Genomic DNA, 19,507 nt, shown 5'->3' on the forward strand with positions numbered 1-19,507 from the left:
GCGTCAGAAGGTGCTCAGGCCGAGCGCGGCGCGGAAGGTGTTCTTGTTGGCCACGCCGTCGCGCGGTGGCAGGGCGCGCGGCGGCTCGCTGGTGGTGATCAGCACCTGCGCGTAGGTGGTCGCGGTGCGCGCCCGGATGCGGATCGCGAGGTCGTCGATCTGTGCGTGGTCGGTGACCCGCAGGGCGGCGGGAATGCCGAACCCCCGGGCCACGGCGACCAGATCGGTGCCCAGGCCGGTGTGGCTGGGCTGCATGCCGGTCTCGCCGAAGTGGGCGTTGTCCAGCACGACGACGGTGAGGTTGGGCGGCAGCACGGCACCGATGGTGGCCAGCGCGCCGATGCCCATCAGGTGTTCGCCGTCGCCGGTGACCGCGACGACCGGGCGCTCCGGCCGGGCCAGGGCGAGGCCGAGGGCGAGCGGTGCGGCGGCGCCCATCGCACCCCAGAGGTAGAAGGTGCCGGGGCGGTCTCCGGCGGCGAACACGTCGTAGCTGGGCGAGCCGAGCCCGGTCACCACCAGGGCGTCCTGGGGCAGGCGGGACATCAGATCGGCGACGAAGCGGCGCCGTTCCAGGCGCTCGTCCGAACGGACCCGGGTATCGGCGGCGGTCATCAGTCGCGCTCCCACTTCTTGCGGCCGATCAGCTTCTGCCCGAGGAGCACGGCGACGCGCTCCCCCGCCCCGAACACCGCGTCCATGGCCGCCTCGACGGTGTCCTCGACCTCCTCGGGGGCGTCCGCCCGCAGGACGGTGATGCCCATGAGCTCCAGGGCCTGCCCGGTGGCGCGGCCCATGGGTCCCTGCCACGGGTTGAACTCGGCGTACTCGCCCCGCATCGTCACCAGCGTGAGGAAGGGGAACCCGGCCATCTGCGGCAGGGAGAACATGTTGACGCAGTTGCCGACGCCGCTGCTCTGCATCAGCAGCACCGCGCGCTGACCGCCCAGCCACGCGCCGCTGACCACGGCCACGCCCTCTTCCTCGGTGGTCAGGACCACATCGTGGATGGCGGGGTCCCGCCGCGCCTCGCGGATGACGTGGGAGTGCCCGGAGTCCGGCACGTAGGCGATCTGCTGGATGCCCCGTTTCTTCAGGGCGGTGAACACGGCCTCCTGCCACGCAGGGGCCGGGGCATGGGTCTGGGTCATCCGCTGCGACTCCACTGCTCGGTCGGCTCGGGTCGTCCCACATCATGTGGGCTGATGGCCGGGGTTGAACAATAGAAAGCGGTGATGGACACATGCGGTCATGGCATGGGGTTCAGGGCTCGGGGTTCAGGAAGCGGGCTCCGCCGGGGACGCTGCCAGGAATGACGACACGATCGCGCTCGCCCGCGCCCGGCACTCCTCGAAATAGCCGTGCCGGGCGCCCTCGAAGAGGTGCGTACGGGCACCCGGGATACGGGACGCGAGCAGCGGTGCGTTGGCCGCCGGGGTGAGCCGGTCGTCGTCCCCGTGGAGGATCAGCGTGGGCGCGCCGATCCGGGGCAGTACGTCCCAGGCGTCGTGTTCGTTGCTGGCCACCAGGTGGCGCCGCCGCGCGTGCGGGGGCATGCCAGGGTCGCCGAGCGTCGTATACGGGCCGGGGTGCGCGGACCGCCAGGCCGGGGTGTACATCAGGTCGATCAGCGCTTCCCGGGACGCCTGTGCGTCGGGCTGGACCAGGGAGCGGCGTACGGCGTTGTCGCGCTCGGTGGCGTGGGGCCCGCCGGGTGAGGTGCAGCCGAGCACCAGCCGCCCGATCCGGTCCGGGTGGCGGGCGGCGGCCCACTGCGCCACCCGGCCTCCCATGGAGGTCCCGTACAGGTCGGCGCGGTCGATGCCCAGGTGGTCGAGGACGGCGATCACATCGTCGGCGAGGCCCCGCGTGGAGTAGTGCTCGTCGGGCTTTCCGCTGTCCCCGGTGCCTCGCCAGTCGAGGGTGAGGGTGCTGTGCGTGGCGTGGAAGTCCGCTCGTATGCCGTCCCACCAGTGGTGATTGTTCGCCTGGCCCGCCAGCAGCACCAGCGGTGGCCCGGTTCCCTCGCGCTGGTAGGCCAGCGGGGTGCCGTCCAGGGCACGGGCGTGTCCGTGGGTTCGCCGGCCGGTATCGGTGTGCGTCACGTGTTCTTCGCCTTTCTCGTCGCGTCGTCGATGCGCGCGGGGTGCGGGTGCAGCTGCGCGGAGGGCCATCTGCCCTCGCGCACGGCCGATTCGATGTGCCGGATCAGTTCCCGGGCGACGACGTCCACCGCGGGTGGTGTCCGCCCGGCGCGCGAGGTCCCCAGGACGATCGAGCGCCACACGTCGGGTTCGCACAGCGGTGCGGCACTCAGCGTGCCCTGGGCCACGTCCTCGGCGATACCCATCCCGGGCAGGATCGTCCAGCCGTGTCCGGCCTGGACGAGGTGCTTCTGCACCCGCATGGAGTTGGTCTGCACGACGACGTCCATCTCGATCCCGGCCCGTCCGGCGGCTCCGTCGATCAGGCTGCGCAGGGCGTGGCCGGAGGCGGGCATGACGAGCGGATGCGCGGCGGCCCGCGCGAACGGGACGGGACGATCGGCGCGGAGGCCCTCGGACGGTGGCGCGACCACCCACAGGCTCTCCCGCACCAGGGGGCGGGCGTTCAGCGACGGGGTGCTGGCCAGGTTGTAGAGCAGGGTCAGGTCCAGGTCACCGTCGTCCAGCCACTGCTGGAGGTGTCCGGAGTACGCCGTCATCAGGCGCAGCTCGATGCCCGGCTGCTCCCGGGCGAGGGCGGACACCAGCGGCTCCGCCAGCAGGTCGGTGGTGCTCTCCAGCAGGCCCACGGTGACGATGCCGGTCAGCACGCCCGGGGTCGGCTGCACCTCCGCGCGGGCGCGCTCCAGCTCGTTCAGGGCGCGGCGGGCCCGGTCGACCATGATCCTCCCGGCCTCCGTGGGCCGCATGCCCTGCCGGGTGCGCTCGAAGAGGGGGACACCGAGCTCCTGCTCCAGGGTGCGGATCTGCCGGGTCACGGCGGGCTGCACCAGGTGGAGCAGGTCCGCGGCCCGGGTGACGCTCCCGGCCTCGGCGACCGTGACGAGCGCCTTGAGCTGTCTGACGTCCACCGCCTGCTCCCTCTGCCCTCCGGGGGCATCCGCACTCCGCATGGGTACATCACGGATTGCTATTTCACTGGGACGGTCATGAGTGTCCATGATGACACTGGGCTCGGAACACCGGGAAGCGAGGGTGTCGGGCCAGTTGGAGGAGCATGTCCGGCCAGCCGTCTGGAGGTCGTCCCGTGACCGAGCTTCCGCTCTCCGGCATCACCGTCGTCAGCCTCGAACAGGCGGTGGCAGCCCCCTTCGCCACCCGCCAGCTGGCCGATCTGGGCGCACGGGTCATCAAGGTGGAGCGCCCGAACGGCGGTGACTTCGCCCGGCGGTACGACACCACCGTGCATGGGGAGTCCAGCTACTTCGTGTGGCTCAACCGGTCGAAGGAATCCCTGACCCTGGACCTGAAGTCGGCCCGTGGCCGGGACATCGTGGAGCGGCTGCTCGGCGAGGCCGACGTGTTCGTACAGAACCTCGCCCCCGGCGCGGCCGCCCGGCTGGGTCTGGGGGCGGACGCCCTCGCCGAGCGCCATCCGTCGCTCATCCCCTGCGCCATCTCCGGCTACGGGACCAGCGGCCCGTGGGCCGACCGCAAGGCCTACGACCTGCTGGTGCAGTGCCAGACCGGGCTGGTCTCGCTGACCGGTACCGCCCGGGACACCGCCCGGGTCGGGGTGTCGATCGCCGACATCGCGGCCGGTGTGTACGCGTACTCGGGCATCCTCACGGCCCTGTTCACCCGGGCGACCACGGGGGTGGCCCGCGCCGTGGAGGTTTCGCTGTTCGAGGCGCTGGCCGAGTGGGTCGGCCAGCCCGCCTACTACACCCGCCACGGCGGCACCCAGCCACCGCGGATGGGCACGCAGCACGCCACCATCGCCCCGTACGGCGCCTACCCGGCCGCCGACGGCAAGGAAGTGCTCTTCTCCATCCAGAACGAGCGGGAGTGGGGCGCGCTGTGCGACCGGTTCCTGGGCCGCCCGGAGCTGGTGGACGATCCGCGGTTCGCCACCGGATCGGCCCGGGTGGCCCATCGCGAGGAGCTGAACGCGATCGTGGCGGAGCGGTTCCGCGCGCTGGACAGCGCGGGGGTGAGCCGTCTGCTGGACGAGGCGGGCATCGCCAACGCCGGGGTGAACGACGTCGGGGAATTCCTCGACCACCCGGTGCTGGGCGCCCGGGAGCGCTGGCGCGATGTGCCCATCCCCGGGGCGGTGGTTCCGGCGCTGCTGCCGCCCGTGGACCTCGCCGGTGTCACGGCCCGGATGGACGCCGTTCCGGCCCTCGGCGAGCACACCGACACGATCCTCGCCGCGCTGGGACACAGCGCGGCCGAGATCAGCGGCCTCCGGGCCGAGCGCGTCGTCTGAGCCCCTGCCGGTCACATCCCCTCGCCAAGGAGCGCGACAGCATGAGCACCCTCGACACCCTCTCCGAGGACGAGCGGTTCATCGTCAGCACGGTGCACGACTTCGTCGACAGGGAGGTGAAACAGGTCGTCCGGGAGCTGGAGCACGCCGACACCTACCCCGAGGCCCTGATCGGGCAGATGAAGCAGCTCGGCGTCTTCGGGCTCGCCATCCCCGAGGAGTACGGCGGCACCCCGGTCTCCACTCCCTGCTACGTCCTGGTCACCGAGGAGCTGGCCCGGGGCTGGATGAGTCTGGCGGGCGCGATGGGCGGCCACACCGTGGTCTCCAAACTGCTGCTGGACTTCGGCACCGAGGAGCAGAAGCGCCGCTATCTGCCGAAGATGGCCACCGGGGAGGTCCGGGCCACCATGGCGCTGACCGAACCGGGTGGCGGCTCCGACCTTCAGGCGATGCGCACCGTCGCCCGGAAGGACACCGACGGCTACGTGGTCGACGGGTCGAAGACCTGGATCACCAACTCCCGCCGCTCCCGGCTGATCGCCCTGCTCTGCAAGACCGACCCCGGCGCCACCCCCGCCCACCAGGGCATCTCCATCCTGCTCGTGGAGCACGGGCCGGGCCTGACGGTCTCGCGCGACCTGCCCAAGCTCGGCTACAAGGGCGTCGAGAGCTGCGAACTCTCCTTCGACGGCTACCGCGCCCCGGCCGACGCGGTCCTGGGCGGTGTGGAGGGCGCGGGGTTCGCCCAGATGATGAAGGGCCTGGAGACGGGCCGGCTCCAGGTGGCCGCCCGCGCGCTCGGCGTCGGGCGGGCGGCGTTCGAGGACGCGCTGGCTTACGCGCAGGAGCGCGAGTCGTTCGGCAAGCCGATCTGGCGGCACCAGTCGATCGGCAACTACCTCGCCGACATGGCCACGTCGCTGACCGCCGCCCGGCAGCTCACCCTGCACGCGGCGCGGGAGGCCGACGCGGGACGGCGCGTGGACATGGAGGCGGGCATGGCGAAGCTGTTCGCCTCCGAGACCGCCATGCAGATCGCGCTCAACGCCGTCCGCATCCACGGGGGTTACGGCTACTCCACCGAGTTCGACGTGGAACGCTACTTCCGCGACGCACCGCTGATGATCGTCGGTGAAGGCACCAACGAGATCCAGCGGAATGTGATCGCGAACCAGCTCGTGAAGCGCGGCGGGCTGGAATGAATCCTGATCAAGTCGCTCCGCGTATCGCCGCCATACACATCAGGAGCTTCACACTCGCGCCGGGCACCCCGGGCCCCTCCGGGGCGCACATCGCCACCTCGGCCGTGGCCATCAGCGGCCCCGAGGACATCCTGGTGATCGCGGGCGGCGGGCGCACGGACGTGTCCTGCTGGGGCGGACTGCTGAGCCTGGGCCCCCTCCCTGCGCGGGGTACGCGGCGTGGTGGCCGACGGGGCTTGCCGCGATGTCGGCGAGGCCCGTGAGGTCGCCGACGAAACCGGCGTGGCCTTCGTACCCCGCGCCCGCCTCGTCGAGCCGGCCGTGTCCGGCGTGCGACGGACCCCAGCCCGCTGGTGGCGCAGTTCGTACGGCACGCGTTGCCCGCACAGAGAACCTGAGAAAGAGAAACACACCATGCAGCCAAGCAACGCCTTCACCTGGACACGGCAGGAGCTGACCGTCGGCGGTGTGGCACTCGACGTCGCGACCGCACACCGCTCCGGGACACGGGCTCCGGTCCTGTTCCTGCACGGCTTCGGCTCGACCAAGGAGGACTACACCGACATCGCGCGCCACCCCGTCTTCGACGGACACCCGGTCGTGGCCTACGACGCCCCCGGCTGCGGCGACACCGTCTGCGGTGATCTGACGGCTATCTCGATCCCATTCCTGGTGGACACCGCGCTGGCCGTACTCGACCGGCTCGGCATCGAGCGCTTCCATCTCGTCGGGCATTCGATGGGCGGGCTCACGGCCCTGATGCTGGCCTCCCGCCACCCCGGCCGGGTGCTCAGCTTCGTCGACATCGAGGGCAACGTGGCGCCCGAGGACACCTTCCTGAGCAGGCAGATCGTCTCCCACCCGGCAGCGGACGACGAAGCCTTCCTCGACGGGTTCATCGAGCGGAACCGGCGCTCGCCCGCCTACGCCGCCCCGCTGTTCGCCTCCGGCCTGCCCCACAAGGTCCGCGCCGGTGCGGTCCGCGGCATCTTCGCGTCGATGGTCGAGCTGAGCGACCACGCAGACCTCATGACCACGTTCCTGGGGCTGCCGTTTCCCAGGATGTTCATGTACGGCGACCAGAACGCATCCCTGTCCTATCTGCCACGGCTCGCCGCGGCGGGCGTCGAGCTCGCCGAGATCCCGCATTGTGGACACTTCCCCATGTACTCCAACCCGCCGGTGATGTGGGCCCGCATCGCCGACTTCCAGGGGAAGGTGCCGGACCCGTGGTGGTGAGCCCGGGATCGGCCTATCCTGCGCACGCGTTGATCGACTTCCTATGGAGGACGCATGACCGTCGGCAACACTCCCTCCCGGGCCGTGGTGGTGGGCACCGGTTCCCGTGCGCAGATGTTCACCACGGCGCTGGCGCGCCGCCCCGGGCTGCGGGTGGCCGCGCTGTGCGACCCCAACCCGGTGCGCGTCGCCCACCACCAGCGGCTGCTGAAGGAGGCCGGTGAGCCGGAGGCGGCCGCCTGGAGTCCGGAGGACTTCGAGCGGCGGCTGCGGGCGGACGACATCCAGGAAGTCGTCGTGACCTGCGTGGACGCGCTGCACGACGCCTACATCGTGCCCGCGCTGCGGGCCGGATGCCGGGTGGTCACCGAGAAGCCCATGACCACCGACGCCGCCAAGTGCCGCCGCATCCTGCGCACCGTCGAGGAGACCGGCAACCATCTGGCGGTGGCCTTCAACTACCGCTTCAACCCGGTGCACGAGGAAGTGCACCGGCAGCTGTCCTCGGGCGCCATCGGCGAGGTGCTGTCGGTGCACTTCGAGTGGCTGCTGGACACCCGGCACGGCGCGGACTACTTCCGCCGCTGGCACCGCGAGAAGCAGCACAGCGGCGGGCTGATGGTGCACAAATCCAGCCACCATTTCGACCTGGTCAACTGGTGGCTGGGGGCCCGTCCAAGGGACGTCTTCGGCTACGGCAGGCTCGGCTTCTACGGCCGCGAGGCGGGCGACCGCAGCGGCTACCGCCGCGAGTACGAGCGGGCCCACGGCGCGTCCGCCGCGAAGGACGACCCGTTCGCGCTGGAGCTGGCCGACAACGACGCGCTGCGCTCGCTGTACCTCGACGCCGAGGGGGCGGACGGCTACCACCGGGACCGCAATGTGTTCGGCGACGGCATCACCATCGAGGACGACATGTCGCTGCTGGTGCGCTACGACACCGGCGCCACCATGACGTACCACCTGACCGCGTACTCCCCCTGGGAGGGCTACCGGGTGATGTTCAACGGCACCCGCGGCAGGCTGGAGCTGGAGGTGGAGGAGAGCCGGTGGCAGCCGCCCGTGCTGGGTACCACCTCCGGCCGGGGCACGATCCACGGCGACGAGGCGCTCGCCAACGCGGGCGGCCCGCGGGTGGTGCTGCGCCCGCTGTGGGAGCCGCCGCGCGAGGTGGAGCTGCCGGTATTCGACCACGCGGGGCACGGTGGCGGCGACGAGCGCATGCTGACGGCGCTGTACGGCCCCCTGGACGGGGCGGTCTCGGCGGCGGCCACCGGGACGCCTTCCGCCGACGCCTCCGACGCGTCGAAGCAGCGGGCCACCGAGGCGGACGGAGCGCTGGCCCTGGTCACCGGTCTGGCCGCGAATGAATCGTTTGTCACCGGAAAGCCCGTGGCCACGGCGGAGGTGGTGCCGGTGTGAGCGCACGGTGGACTCGCTGACCCGGCACCCGCCACCCGGACGGCACACTAGGCGCTCAACCGCTCCTGGTGTGCTGTCAGTTCCAGGCCCATGTGCTGGGCCAGGCCGACGGCGAGAGCCGCCACGGTCGGGTGCTGCCAGACGAAGTTCGCGGCGAGCTTGATGTTCAGGCCGGTTTCCAGGCGTACCCGCAGCTCCATGGCGAGCAGCGAGTCGAAGCCGAGGGACTTCAGCGGGGTCTGCGGGTCCAGGGTGGTGCTGCTCAGCCGCAGGACGACCCGGATGTGGTCGGTCAGATACGCCTCCAGGGCGGCGCGGCGGGCGAGTCCGGCCGGGACGGCGGTCAGCCGGGCCCGGATGTCGCCGGTGTCCTCCCGGGTGTCGGCCGGGTGGCCGTCGCCGGGGACGAGCAGGCCGAACAGGGACGAGTGGCGCCCGGCGGCCGGAATCCAGCTGGTGGGCTCGCCGGGGATGACACCGGTGTGCACTCGCCCGTACGCCAGCAGGGTGCCGAGCGCGCGGAGCCCCTGGTCGGTGGGGATGGTGTCGTAGCCGCGCTCGGCGAAGCCGGTGGCGACGCCGGTCTCGCCCCACGGGCCCCAGTTGACGGTCAGCGTGCGCAGGCCCTGGGCGGAGCGCCAGGCGGCGAAGCCGTCCAGCCAGGCGTTCGCGGCGGCGTAGGCGCCCTGCCCGGGGTTGCCGAGCAGCGAGGCCATGGAGGAGAACACCGCGAACCAGTCGGGCCGCGTTCCGGCGGTGGCGCGGTGCAGCCGCCACGCCCCGGTGACCTTCGGTGTCCACACCCGGCGCAGCTGGTCCTCGCGGATGTTGGTGACCGCCGCGTCGTCGAGGACCATGGCGCAGTGGACGACGCCGTCGAGCCGTGCCCCGTCGGCGGTGGCGGCGGCCACCAGCCGGTCGGCGGTGCCGGGGCGTCCGATGTCGCCGAGGATGACGGTGACCTTGGTGCCGGTGGCCGACAGTTCGCCGAGTGTCTGCGCGTCGGTACCCGTGGGTGCGGTGCGGCCGTTGAGCACGAGGTGGCCCGCGCCCTGGCCGGCCAGCCAGCGGGCGGTGGCCAGGCCGAGGCCGCGCAGCCCCCCGGTGATCAGATAGGTGCCGCCCTCGCGCACCGGGGCGGGCCCGTCGGGCAGGACGGCGCCGACCTCGCCCTGCTGCGGGAGCGTCAGCACCAGCTTGCCGAGGTGGCGGGCGCCCGCCATCTGCCGGAACGCCTCGGTGACGTCGGCCAGCGGATAGGTGGTGCACCGCAGGGGCTTCAGGCGTCCGGCGGCGAACTCGTCGAGCACCTCGTGCAGCGCGGTGGCGAACACCTCGCGGCGGGAGGTCTGGAGTTCCACCAGGTCGACCGCGCTGAAGGTGATGTTGTGGCGCAGCGGCGAGAGGCCGAGCGGGGCGTCGGAGAGGATGTCGCGGACGCCGAGTTCGATGAAGCGGCCGAAGGGGCGCAGTGACTCAAGACCGGCCCGGATGGCCGCGCCGGACAGGGAGTTGAGGACGATGTCGACGCCCTCGCCGCCGGTGGCCGCCATGACCTCGTCGCGGAAGTCGAGCGAGCGGGAGTCCATGACGTGGGTGATGCCCATGGAGTGCAGATAGCGGCGCTTTTCCTCGCTGCCCGCGGTGGCCAGCACCTCGGCGCCCAGCAGCCGGGCGACGGCGATGGCGGCCAGCCCGGTGCCGCCGGTGGCCGAGTGGATCAGCACCCGCTCGCCCGCCGTGACCCGGCCGATGTGGCGCAGCGCGTACCAGGCGGTGAGGAAGGCGAGGGGCAGTCCGGCGGCGGTGGCCGGGTCGAAGCCTTCGGGGATGGGGCCGGTGCAGTCGGCGGGTACGACGGCGAAGGAGCTGAAGGTGCCGCCGCGCGCGTCGGCCGCCACGACCCGGTCGCCGACCCGGAGGTGGTCGACGCCGGGGCCGACCGCGGTGACCTCACCGGCGCATTCGAAGCCGAGCCGGTAGCGGACGTCCCCTTCGCCGGGGAGCAGGCCCATGGCGGTGAGGACGTCGCGGAAGTTCATGCCCGCGGCCAGGACGCGCAGTTCTGCCTCGCCGGGACCGGGCGGGCGCCGCCCGGCGGTGGCGAGCTCCAGGGTGCCGAGGTCGCCGAGGCGGCCCGCCCGCAGCCGGAAGCCGTCGGTGCCGCAGCGTACGGTGCGGGCGGCGGCCGTGGTGCGTTCGGTGTCGGTCAGGGGTGCGTAGGCGAGCCGGGCGGTGTGGCGGGTTCCGCCGCGCAGGGCGATCTCGTCCTCGGTGGCGTCGGCGAGGAGTTCGGGGACGAGGTCGAGCGGTGCGGCCGGGTCGGTGTCGACCAGGGTGGCGCGCAGCTCCGGGTGTTCGTACGCGAGCACCCGCACCAGCCCGCGCAGCGCGCTCTGCGCCGGGTCGGGCACGTCCTCGGGTGTTACGGCCCGGGCGCCGCGGGTGACGGCGTACAGGCGCGGCGGATCGGCGGCGTCGGCGGAACGGGTGGGACCGGCGGAACCGGCTGGACCGGCGGCGAGGGCCTGGGCGGTGGCGAGCAGCCGCCGGGTGCGGCGCAGCGCGTCGCCGCCGCCACCGTCGCCACTGTCGTCGCCGTCGGAACGCGGCGGAGTGCCGCACAGGACGACGACGCCGCGCGGCAGGGCGCCGGGGCCGGTCAGCCGGGCGATGAGGTCGTCGCGGAGGTCGTCGAGCCGGGTGTCGTCCAGGGGCGGGTCCCAGACCCGGGTGGTGGCTCCGGCGGCACGCAGCGCGTCGGACGCGGCGTGGGCGGAGCCGTCGCCCTCGCCGACGACGAGCCAGTGGCCGGGCGGGCGTGCGGAGTCCGGGGCGGGCAGCGCGGCGCGTTTCCAGCCGACCTCCAGGAACCACTGGTCGACCTCGGTGTTCTGCCGCGCGGCGCGGCGGGCGATCCGCAGCCCGTCGATGGCGACGATCGGGCGGCCTTCCCCGTCGAGCAGCCGGATATGGCCGACAAGGACCCCGGCGGTGCTCTCGGCCGTCACGCGGGCGTGGCAGTAGACGGCGGTGGCGGGGTCGCCCAGGACGCGGGCGGTCTGGATTCCGACGGGGAGCACCAGCCCCTGATCGGCGTCCTTCAGCAGCCCGGCGACCAGGAGCTGGGCGCACAGGTCGACCAGGACGGGGTGGATGCGCAGGGCGTGTCCGGGGGTGCGGGCGGCGTCGGGTATCCGTACCCGGGCCCAGAAGCTGTTGCCGAGGCGGGAAGTGTGCATCTCGGTGATTCCGTTGAACGCCGGGCCGTGTTCGATGCCCCGGGCCCGCAGATTGGCGTACAGGACGGCCGGTTCGACGGGGACGGGGTGGCGCAGGGCCAGGGTGCGTACGGAGGCGGGGCGGGGCCGCGCGGGTGTGGCGAGGCGGCGCAGTACCGCACCGGCCTGCCTGATCCAGGTGCCGTCCTCGCCTCGGCCGAAGATCTCGCAGGTGGCGCGGTCGGCGGCGGCCACGGTCACGGTGGTGCTGAGGTCGGTGTGGTCGGCGATGGTCAGGAGCTCGTGGAAGCGCAGATCGGTGACCTCGACCTCGGTGGGGGCGGCGTCGAAGACCTGGCAGGCCGTGGTGAGAGCGAGCGCGTAGTAGCCCGCGCCGGGCAGGACGGGGGTGCCGTGCACCCGGTGGTCGTCCAGCCAGGGCAGGGTGGCGGTGCCGGTGCTGGCGCGCCAGGAGTGGCGGAGGGCTTCGCCGGGCACTTCGGTGTGGCTGCCGGGCAGTTCACCGGCGCGCCCGCCGGTCGTGCCGGGGGCGGGCTCGGGCAGCGCGGGGATGGCCCAGTGGGGGGTGCGGTCGAAGGTGATGACGGGGACGTCGGCGAGGTCGCCGTCCCCGTACAGACGCGCCCAGTCGACGGGGACGCCCGCGCAGTGGAGGGCGGCGAGCTGGGTGCGGAAGGTGGTGGCCTCGTCCTCGCCCCGGCGCAGCGTGGGCAGGACGACCGGGTCCCGGGTCAGCTCGGCGAGGGTGCGGGTGACCGGGTGGGTGACCACGGGGTGCGGGGAGATCTCCACGTACACCACGTGGCGGTCGGCCGCGGCGGCCGCGAGCGCGGCGGAGAAGCGGACCGGGCGGCGGAGGTTGGCGCACCAGTAGTCGGCGTCGAAGGCGGGCAGGTCGTGCGGGTCGTCGAGGACGGTGGTGTAGAAGGGTATGCGCGGCCGCCCGGGTGTCAGATCGGCCAGGACGGTGCGCAGTTCGGGGAGCAGGGGGTCGACCTGCGGGGAGTGCGAGGCGACGTCGACGGCGACCAGGGCCGCGGGGACGCCACGGGCCTCCCAGTCGGCGACGAGGCGTTCCACGTGTGCGGTGTCCCCGGCCACGACGGTGGAGCCGGGCGCGGCCATGACGGCGACGGTGACGCGGCCTTCGGCGGTGCCGAGTTCGGCCCGCACCTCGTCGGCGGGCAGGCCCACGGTGGCCATGGCGCCGTTTCCGGCGATCCGGGTGAGGAGCGCGGAGCGGCGGCAGATGACCTTGACGCCGTCGGCCAGGGAGAGCGCCCCGGCCACCACTGCGGCCGCCACCTCGCCCATGGAGTGGCCGATGACCCCGGCGGGTTCGACGCCGTGGGCGCGCCAGGTGGCGGCGAGGGCGGTCTGCAGGGCGAACAGCACGGGCTGGACGCGGGCGCAGCCGGTCACCGGCTCGCTCGCGCGGATGATGTCGAGCACCGAGAAGCCGGTCTCGGCGGCGATGAGTTCATCGGCCTCGGCCAGCGCCGCGGCGAAAGCGGGGTCGCGCTCCAGCAGTCCGCGTCCCATGCCGGGCCACTGCGAGCCCTGTCCGGAGAACACCCACACCGGCCGCCGGGACACCTCGGCGCCCACGGCGCCGGTCACCACCGCGGGGTGGGCCTGGCCGGTGGCGAACGCCCGCAGGGCCTGGATGAGTTCGCCGTGGGTGGTGGCGGTGACGCCGAGCCGCCCGCGGCCCGCGGCCCGGCGCAGGGCGAGGGTGTGGGCGATGTCGCGCAGCGGTACGGCCGCGCCGTCGCCCTCCAGCCAGTCGGCCATGCGCCGCGCCGCGACCGGCAGCGCGGCGGGGGACCCGGCCGGGAGGAGGACGATGTGCGGGTCGGTGGCGCCGGTGGTGTGGCGCGGCCGCCGCACACCGGGGCGGGCCGGGGTGGCGGGTGGCTGTTCCAGCACCACATGGGCGTTGGTCCCGGAGAACCCGAAGGAGGAGACGGCCGCGAGGCGGGGGCCGGTGCGCACGGGCCAGGGGGTGAGTTCCCGGGGAACGAAGAAGCGGGTGGCGTCGGCGTCGATGGCCGGGTTCCATCGGGTGAAGTGCAGATTGGGCGGGATGAGGCCCTCGTTCAGGCAGAGGATGGCCTTGATGAGGCCGGTGACCCCGGCGGCGGGTTCGAGGTGGCCGAGGTTGGTTTTGACGGACGCCAGGGCGCAGCGGTCGCGGCCGGTGCCGTACACCTGGGCGAGGCTGCCGAATTCGACGGGGTCGCCGACCGGGGTGCCGGTGCCGTGGGTTTCCACCATTCCGACGTCGCGGGCGTCGATTCCGGCGCGGGCGAGCGCCTCCTCGTACAGGGCGCGCTGGGCGGTGGGCGAGGGCGCGGCGAGTCCGTCGGAGTGGCCGTCCTGGTTGACGGCGGAGCCGCGCAGCACGGCGAGGATACGGTCCCGGTCGCGGATGGCGTCGGGGAGGCGTTTGAGGACGACGATGCCACAGCCCTCGCCGCGTACGAAGCCGTCGGCGGCGGCGTCGAAGGCGTGGCAGTGGCCGGTGTGGGAGAGCATGCCCATCCGGTCGAAGGAGCGGGTGACTCTGGGTTCGAACATCAGGGTGACGCCACCGGCGAGGGCCAGGTCGCATTCGCCCGTGCGCAGCGCCTGGGCGGCGAGGTGCACGGCGACCAGGGAGGAGGAGCAGGCGGTGTCCAGGGCGAGGCAGGGTCCCTGGAGGCCGAGGAGGTAGGAGATCCGGCCGGCGGCGACGCAGTGGGCGTTGGACAGGGCCGAGCCCTGCTGCTCCTGGGTGTGCCGCTCGAGGCGGTCCGCGTAGTCGTTGTAGCTGAGGCCGGTGAAGACGCCGGTGGCGGTGCCGGTGAGCCGGTCCGGGGGTGTTCCGGCGTGTTCCAGGGCCTCCCAGGCCACCTCCAGCAGCAGCCGGTGCTGCGGGTCGAGAACGTCGGCCTCGCGGCCGGAGACGCCGAAGAAGTCGGCGTCGAAGCCGGACACTTCGCGCAGATAGCCGCCGACGGCGGGCAGGCCGGAGCCGTCCGCCGGGCCGGTGGCGGGCGGCGGCCCCCACAGGGCGGTGCGCTCGGCGGGGGCCGCGGCGACCGCGTCCCGCGCCTCGGCGAGCAGGCGCCACAGGGCGGCGGGCGAGTCGATGTCGCCGGGGAGGCGGCAGCCCATGCCGACCACCGCTATGCGGGTCGGCGGGCGTGCGGAGGCAGGGGTGTTCTGACGCATCAGGGTCTCCGTGAGGGTGTTTCGGCCTATGGGGTGGGAGGCCGGAGGGAGCGGGGCGGGCTTTGAGGGTGTCCGCCGAGGGTGTCGCAGAGGAGGTCCGCAACGGATGTCCGCAGAGCCGCGGCGGGTGAACCCGCGGTGGCGGGGGCACCTCCCGGCGGTGGCCGGGAGCGTGCGATCACACGGGGAGGGTGGCGGGCGCGCGGGCCCGGCGGGGCTTGGCGGACGCCCGTTACGTGGCGTCCGGGCTGCCCAGCAGCATGGCGTGTTTCACGCCGCCGATCTGGTAGTTGAAGCTCAGCGCGTAGTCGAAGTCGAGGGGCCGGGTGCGGGTGCCGGGGACGGGGTCGAAGGGCAGTCCGTCGGCGGGTTCCTCGCAGTTGGCGGTGGGGCACACCTCGCCCTGTTCCATCATCATCAGGGTCAGGGCCGCGCCGACGCAGCCGATGGGTGAGCCGTGGTGGCCGAAGCAGCCCTCCTGAGTGGTCACCAGGACGGAGCTGTCCGGCCCGTACAGCTCCCGGATGGCGTTGGCCTCCAGGGCGGTGACGGCCGCGCCGCCGTCGCAGGCGCCGTTGACGTACGGGATCTGCTCGATCCGCCACCGGTCCCCGAGGCAGGCGCGGACGGCCCGGACGAGCTGTGTGCCGCCCGCGTCGGTGGCGAGGGGGTTGTCGAGGCCGTCGCGGGTCATGGCGGTGGCGAGCACCTGGCCGTAGAGGTGTGCGCCGCGGCGCAGGGCGTGTTCCCGGCTCTCCAGGATCACGGTGGCAGATCCCTCGCCGTGGTTGATGCATTCGGCGCGCCGGTCGTAGGGGCGCATGAGGGAGTCGAACGAGGCGAGGAGGTCGGGCATGGCGGCGGCGTCCATCGCCTCGTGGGCGCGCTGCGCGCCCACTTGCAGCCGCTGGCCGTGCTGGATCAGGCCGAGGTCGAAGGCGTCGACCCCGGTCACGGCGGCCATCTCGACCTCTCCGGTGGCGATCAGCCGGCGGGCGTTGCCGATCTGCACGGCGGCGGACGAGCAGCCGCAGGTGACCGTGTAGCAGGGGCCGGTGGAGCGGGCCACCGCGGACTGGACGACCGCGACGTCGGAGGGGGTCGAGCCGAGCCCGGCCGCGACGAACATCTCCACCCCGTCCAGCGCGGTGGCCTCATCGGACTGGGTGTTCAGCAGCGAGAGATAGACACCGACATTGGTGTCCACTCCGCCGCGACCGACGAGGAGGGCCGCCTCGCCCAGATCACCCGCCTGGAGGTCCAGTTCGGCGTCGGCGCAGGCCTCCACCAGGGACACCAGGCCGAGGCGGTGGACGCTGGTGTAGTGGCGGGAGAAGAACTCGGGGATTTCGGGGAGCCGTTCTCCGAAATGTTCTGGGGTGAGGTTCACCGCACCGTAGGCGATGTCCCGCTGTACGAGGGCGGAGCGGCCGTGGGAGGCCATATCCCATACCTGTCCCGCGGTGAATACGGGCTCGGCGTCGCCCGGCAGGCAGAAACCCAGACCGGTGACCACGGCGTCCCGCGGTCTTTTCATCGCGGCCTCCTGAAGCTGATAATAGTTGTCATGACGACCACCTGATCATCACTCGGAAACGATTGCGGATTAGAAGACGTTACGCCGCGGTAAGGACCGCCGGAAGGTTGTGCCGTATCACCGAGGCGGAAACAACAGGCACGGTGCCCGGATTCGTACGCCCGGCGCCCAGAGCACACCACCGCCGCGCTATCGGGCCCCGCGTTCCCGCGCACGCCCCCTCTTGCAGAAACTTCCTGAAAACCGGGGAAACCAAGGGAAAACAGAGCGGTTTGCGGGCATCTCATCGGTATGTCATTTCGACTGTTCATCACCGGCCGCCGAAAGGACCCCACATGACGAACCAGTCCGCACCGTTCGACGACCTGGACCGCAAGATCGTCGCTGCTCTGGTCGCGAATGCCCGGGCGAGCTTCACGGAGATCGGCGCCGCGGTCGGGCTGTCGGCGTCCGCGGTCAAGCGGCGGGTCGACCGGATGCGGGAGAACGACGTGATCACCGGCTTCACCACGACCGTGCGGCCCGCCGCCCTGGGCTGGCGGACCGAGGCGTACGTGGAGGTGTACTGCGACAGCGCGGCCCCGCCCCGGCGGCTGGCGGAGGTGGTGCGCAGCTACCCGGAGATCACCGCGGCCATGACGGTGACCGGGGGCGCCGATGCCCTGCTGCACGTCATGGCCAGGGATGTGGAGCACTTCGAGGAGGTGCTGGAGCGCATCCGGACCGAGCCCTTCATCCGGAAGACCGTCAGCTACATGGTGCTGTCGCATCTGATAGCGGGCAGCGCCGAGGCTGGTGCGAGCCCCGCCGCACCCCCCGGTGAGCTGGACGCAATGAACACTCGCTGAACCCGTCGAAGACGCAACATCGCTGCGTCATTGCGCAATTTTCCTTTCTTGTGTCCCCTCTCGTCCGCTTTCTACCGTTGAATCATTCCCCCGGTCGCCCGCGGAAGCGAGAGGACTGCTCCGTGCCCCAGACCCGTGTGCCGCGCCCCCGGCGCTATCTGACCTGTCCGCCCAGATTCTTCGACGTGCGGTACGCCATCAATCCCTGGATGCGCGAGGACACCGTGGTCGACACCGCGCTCGCCCAGGCCCAGTGGGAGACCCTGATCCATACCTATCGCGATCATGGCCACCGGGTGGAGACCGCCGAGCCGGTGCCGGGTCTGCCGGACATGGTGTTCGCGGCGAACTCGGCCCTGGTCCTGGCGGGCCGGGTCTTCGGCTCCCGGTTCCACGCGCCCCAGCGCCGTCCGGAACAGCTCGCCTACACGTCCTGGTTCAAGGCGGCCGGATTCGAGGTGCACCCGCCGGAGGCGGTGTGCGAGGGCGAGGGCGACCTCGTGCCCGCCGGGCGGTTCGTGCTGGCGGGCACCGGGTTCCGCACGACGCGCGCCGCCCACCAGGAGGTGCAGGAGTTCTTCGGGGTGCCGGTGATCAGCCTGCTCCTGGTGGACCCGTACTTCTACCACCTGGACACCGCCCTGTTCACGCTCGACGACGAGAACGGCGCGAACGGCGGAACCGGCGAGGACGGCGCGAACATCGCCTACTACCCGGGGGCGTTCTCCCCCGGGAGCCGTGAGGTCCTGGAGCGCCTCTTCCCGGACGCGCTGATCGCCACCCGGGACGACGCCATGGCCTTCGGGCTCAACTCCGTCTCCGACGGCCGTCATGTGTTCGTCGCGCCGCGCGCGACCGGCCTCATAGCCCAGCTCACCGAACGCGGTTACGTCCCCGTCCCCGTCGACCTGTCGGAGCTGCACAAGGCCGGCGGGGGCATCAAGTGCTGCACTCAGGAGATCCGCTGATGACCGCACCCGCACGCACCGCACACACCGCCCCCGCCGCCGACGGCCGACCCGCGCGCTCCTCGGAAGAGCTGATCCACGCCGAGGAGTCCTCGCTCGCCCACAACTACCATCCGCTGCCCGTGGTCGTCTCCCGCGCCGAGGGCGTCTGGGTGTGGGACGTCGAGGGCCGCCGCTACCTCGACATGCTGGCCGGTTACTCGGCCCTCAATTTCGGCCACCGCCACCCGGCGCTCGTCGAGGCCGCCCACCGCCAGCTCGACCAGCTCACCCTCACCTCGCGCGCCTTCCACAACGACCGGCTCGCCGGGTTCGCCGAGGGGCTCGCGCGCCTCACCGGCCTGGAGATGGTGCTGCCGATGAACACCGGCGCGGAGGCGGTGGAGAGCGGCATCAAGCTGGCCCGCAAATGGGCGTACGAGGTCAAGGGCGTCGCCCCCGACCAGGCGACGATCGTGGTGGCCGACGGCAACTTCCACGGCCGCACCACGACGATCGTCGGGTTCTCCAGCGATCCGGTGGCCCGCGAGGGGTTCGGCCCGTTCGCCCCGGGCTTCCGCGTCGTCCCGTACAACGACCTCGCCGCACTGGAGGCGGCGGTCGACGAGACCACGGCGGCCGTGCTGATCGAGCCCATCCAGGGCGAGGCGGGCGTGCTCATCCCGGACGACGGCTATCTGCGCGGCGTACGCGAACTCACCCGGCGGGCCGGGGCGCTGTTCATCGCCGACGAGATCCAGTCCGGACTCGGCCGCACCGGCACCACCCTCGCGGTCGACCACGAGGCGGTGCGGCCGGATGTGCTGCTGCTCGGCAAGGCGCTGGGCGGCGGAATCGTGCCGGTCTCCGCGGTGGTCGCCGACCGCGCGGTGATGGGCGTGCTGCGCCCCGGCGAGCACGGTTCCACCTTCGGCGGCAATCCGCTGGCCGCCGCCGTCGGCTCGGCCGTGGTCGATCTGCTGCGCACCGGTGAATTCCAGTGCCGCGCCGCCGAGTTGGGCGAGGTGCTGGACGCCGGGCTGAGCGCGCTGCACGGCAAGGGCGTGGTGGGTCACCGCTGCCGCGGCCTGTGGGCCGGGGTCGATGTGGACCCCGCGCTGGGCACCGGGCGCGAGATCAGCGAACGACTGCTGCGCGAGGGCGTCCTGGTGAAGGACACCCACGGTTCGACGATCAGGCTGGCGCCGCCGCTGACCATCTCCCGGGAGGAACTGGAAGCGTCGCTGGCATCACTGGAGAAGGTGCTCGGCTGAGACCGCGCACCTGATCGAAACGGGCCCCGCACAGCCCGAAACCAACCCGACGGCGACTTTGAGCGCCGGGCCGCATTACGTTCCATACGGCCCGGCGCTTCGTCATGTTCAATGCGTCTCGGAGATTCTTTTTCGAGGCC

At 72.4% G+C, this 19,507-nt stretch carries 13 protein-coding genes; 7 read left to right on the top strand and 6 right to left on the bottom strand.

The annotated features are described in order from the left end of the window. Positions 1-3: 3 nt before the first annotated feature. The 4 genes from ABZ370_RS09390 to ABZ370_RS09405 all read right to left on the bottom strand — a co-directional run bounded on the left by ABZ370_RS09390 (position 4) and on the right by ABZ370_RS09405 (position 3,076). The gene (locus tag ABZ370_RS09390) at positions 4-615 is read right to left on the bottom strand and encodes a thiamine pyrophosphate-dependent enzyme (RefSeq protein WP_358618542.1); all 612 of its coding nucleotides are present in this window, start codon (positions 613-615) and stop codon (positions 4-6) included. Beyond that, on the bottom strand, positions 615-1,151 hold the full coding sequence (locus ABZ370_RS09395; protein ID WP_358618543.1) for a phosphonopyruvate decarboxylase: 537 nt from the start codon (positions 1,149-1,151) through the stop codon (positions 615-617). The genes ABZ370_RS09390 and ABZ370_RS09395 overlap by 1 nt, the downstream gene beginning before the upstream one ends. A 126-nt stretch (positions 1,152-1,277) precedes the next feature. Further along, a complete protein-coding gene (locus ABZ370_RS09400; protein WP_358618544.1) occupies positions 1,278-2,105 on the bottom strand; it encodes an alpha/beta fold hydrolase in 828 nt (275 codons plus the stop codon). Continuing rightward, the gene (locus tag ABZ370_RS09405) at positions 2,102-3,076 is read right to left on the bottom strand and encodes a LysR family transcriptional regulator (RefSeq protein ID WP_358618545.1); all 975 of its coding nucleotides are present in this window, start codon (positions 3,074-3,076) and stop codon (positions 2,102-2,104) included. The genes ABZ370_RS09400 and ABZ370_RS09405 overlap by 4 nt, the downstream gene beginning before the upstream one ends. 146 nt (positions 3,077-3,222) lie before the next feature. Between ABZ370_RS09405 and ABZ370_RS09410 the strand changes: the two genes are divergently transcribed. The 4 genes from ABZ370_RS09410 to ABZ370_RS09425 all read left to right on the top strand — a co-directional run bounded on the left by ABZ370_RS09410 (position 3,223) and on the right by ABZ370_RS09425 (position 8,303). Further along, positions 3,223-4,437, top strand: a complete 1,215-nt coding sequence (locus tag ABZ370_RS09410; protein WP_358618546.1) for a CaiB/BaiF CoA-transferase family protein — start codon at positions 3,223-3,225, stop codon at positions 4,435-4,437. Between the two features lie 41 nt (positions 4,438-4,478). Then, positions 4,479-5,642, top strand: a complete 1,164-nt coding sequence (locus ABZ370_RS09415) for an acyl-CoA dehydrogenase family protein (RefSeq protein WP_358618547.1) — start codon at positions 4,479-4,481, stop codon at positions 5,640-5,642. Between the two features lie 414 nt (positions 5,643-6,056). Further along, positions 6,057-6,881 carry an alpha/beta hydrolase gene (locus ABZ370_RS09420; RefSeq protein WP_358618549.1) on the top strand — a complete coding sequence of 275 codons (825 nt, stop codon included), beginning with the start codon at positions 6,057-6,059 and terminating at the stop codon, positions 6,879-6,881. 54 nt (positions 6,882-6,935) lie between these two features. Then, positions 6,936-8,303, top strand: a complete 1,368-nt coding sequence (locus ABZ370_RS09425; RefSeq protein ID WP_358618550.1) for a Gfo/Idh/MocA family oxidoreductase — start codon at positions 6,936-6,938, stop codon at positions 8,301-8,303. A gap of 47 nt (positions 8,304-8,350) precedes the next feature. Here the strand turns inward: ABZ370_RS09425 and ABZ370_RS09430 are convergent, their stop codons facing one another. Both ABZ370_RS09430 and ABZ370_RS09435 read right to left on the bottom strand, forming a co-directional pair. Further along, a complete protein-coding gene (locus ABZ370_RS09430; RefSeq protein ID WP_358618552.1) occupies positions 8,351-14,761 on the bottom strand; it encodes a type I polyketide synthase in 6,411 nt (2,136 codons plus the stop codon). Positions 14,762-14,993: 232 nt separating this feature from the next. Continuing rightward, entirely contained in the window at positions 14,994-16,298 is a 1,305-nt protein-coding gene (locus tag ABZ370_RS09435) for a beta-ketoacyl synthase N-terminal-like domain-containing protein (RefSeq protein WP_358618553.1), read from the bottom strand. A 335-nt stretch (positions 16,299-16,633) separates the two neighbouring features. On the opposite strand from ABZ370_RS09435, the gene ABZ370_RS09440 reads away from it, so the two are divergent. The 3 genes from ABZ370_RS09440 to rocD all read left to right on the top strand — a co-directional run bounded on the left by ABZ370_RS09440 (position 16,634) and on the right by rocD (position 19,367). After that, positions 16,634-17,146: an Lrp/AsnC family transcriptional regulator gene (locus tag ABZ370_RS09440; RefSeq protein ID WP_358618555.1), complete on the top strand. Its 513-nt coding sequence runs from the start codon at positions 16,634-16,636 to the stop codon at positions 17,144-17,146. A 122-nt stretch (positions 17,147-17,268) separates the two neighbouring features. Continuing rightward, positions 17,269-18,114: a dimethylargininase gene (gene ddaH, locus ABZ370_RS09445; protein WP_358618556.1), complete on the top strand. Its 846-nt coding sequence runs from the start codon at positions 17,269-17,271 to the stop codon at positions 18,112-18,114. Then, complete coding sequence (rocD, locus tag ABZ370_RS09450; protein WP_358618557.1) at positions 18,114-19,367, top strand: ornithine--oxo-acid transaminase; 1,254 nt, start codon at positions 18,114-18,116, stop codon at positions 19,365-19,367. Before ddaH ends, rocD begins: the two co-directional genes overlap by 1 nt. Positions 19,368-19,507 lie beyond the last annotated feature (140 nt).

The sequence above is a fragment of the Streptomyces sp. NPDC005962 genome (genome assembly GCF_040629205.1).
GTDB lineage: Bacteria > Actinomycetota > Actinomycetes > Streptomycetales > Streptomycetaceae > Streptomyces.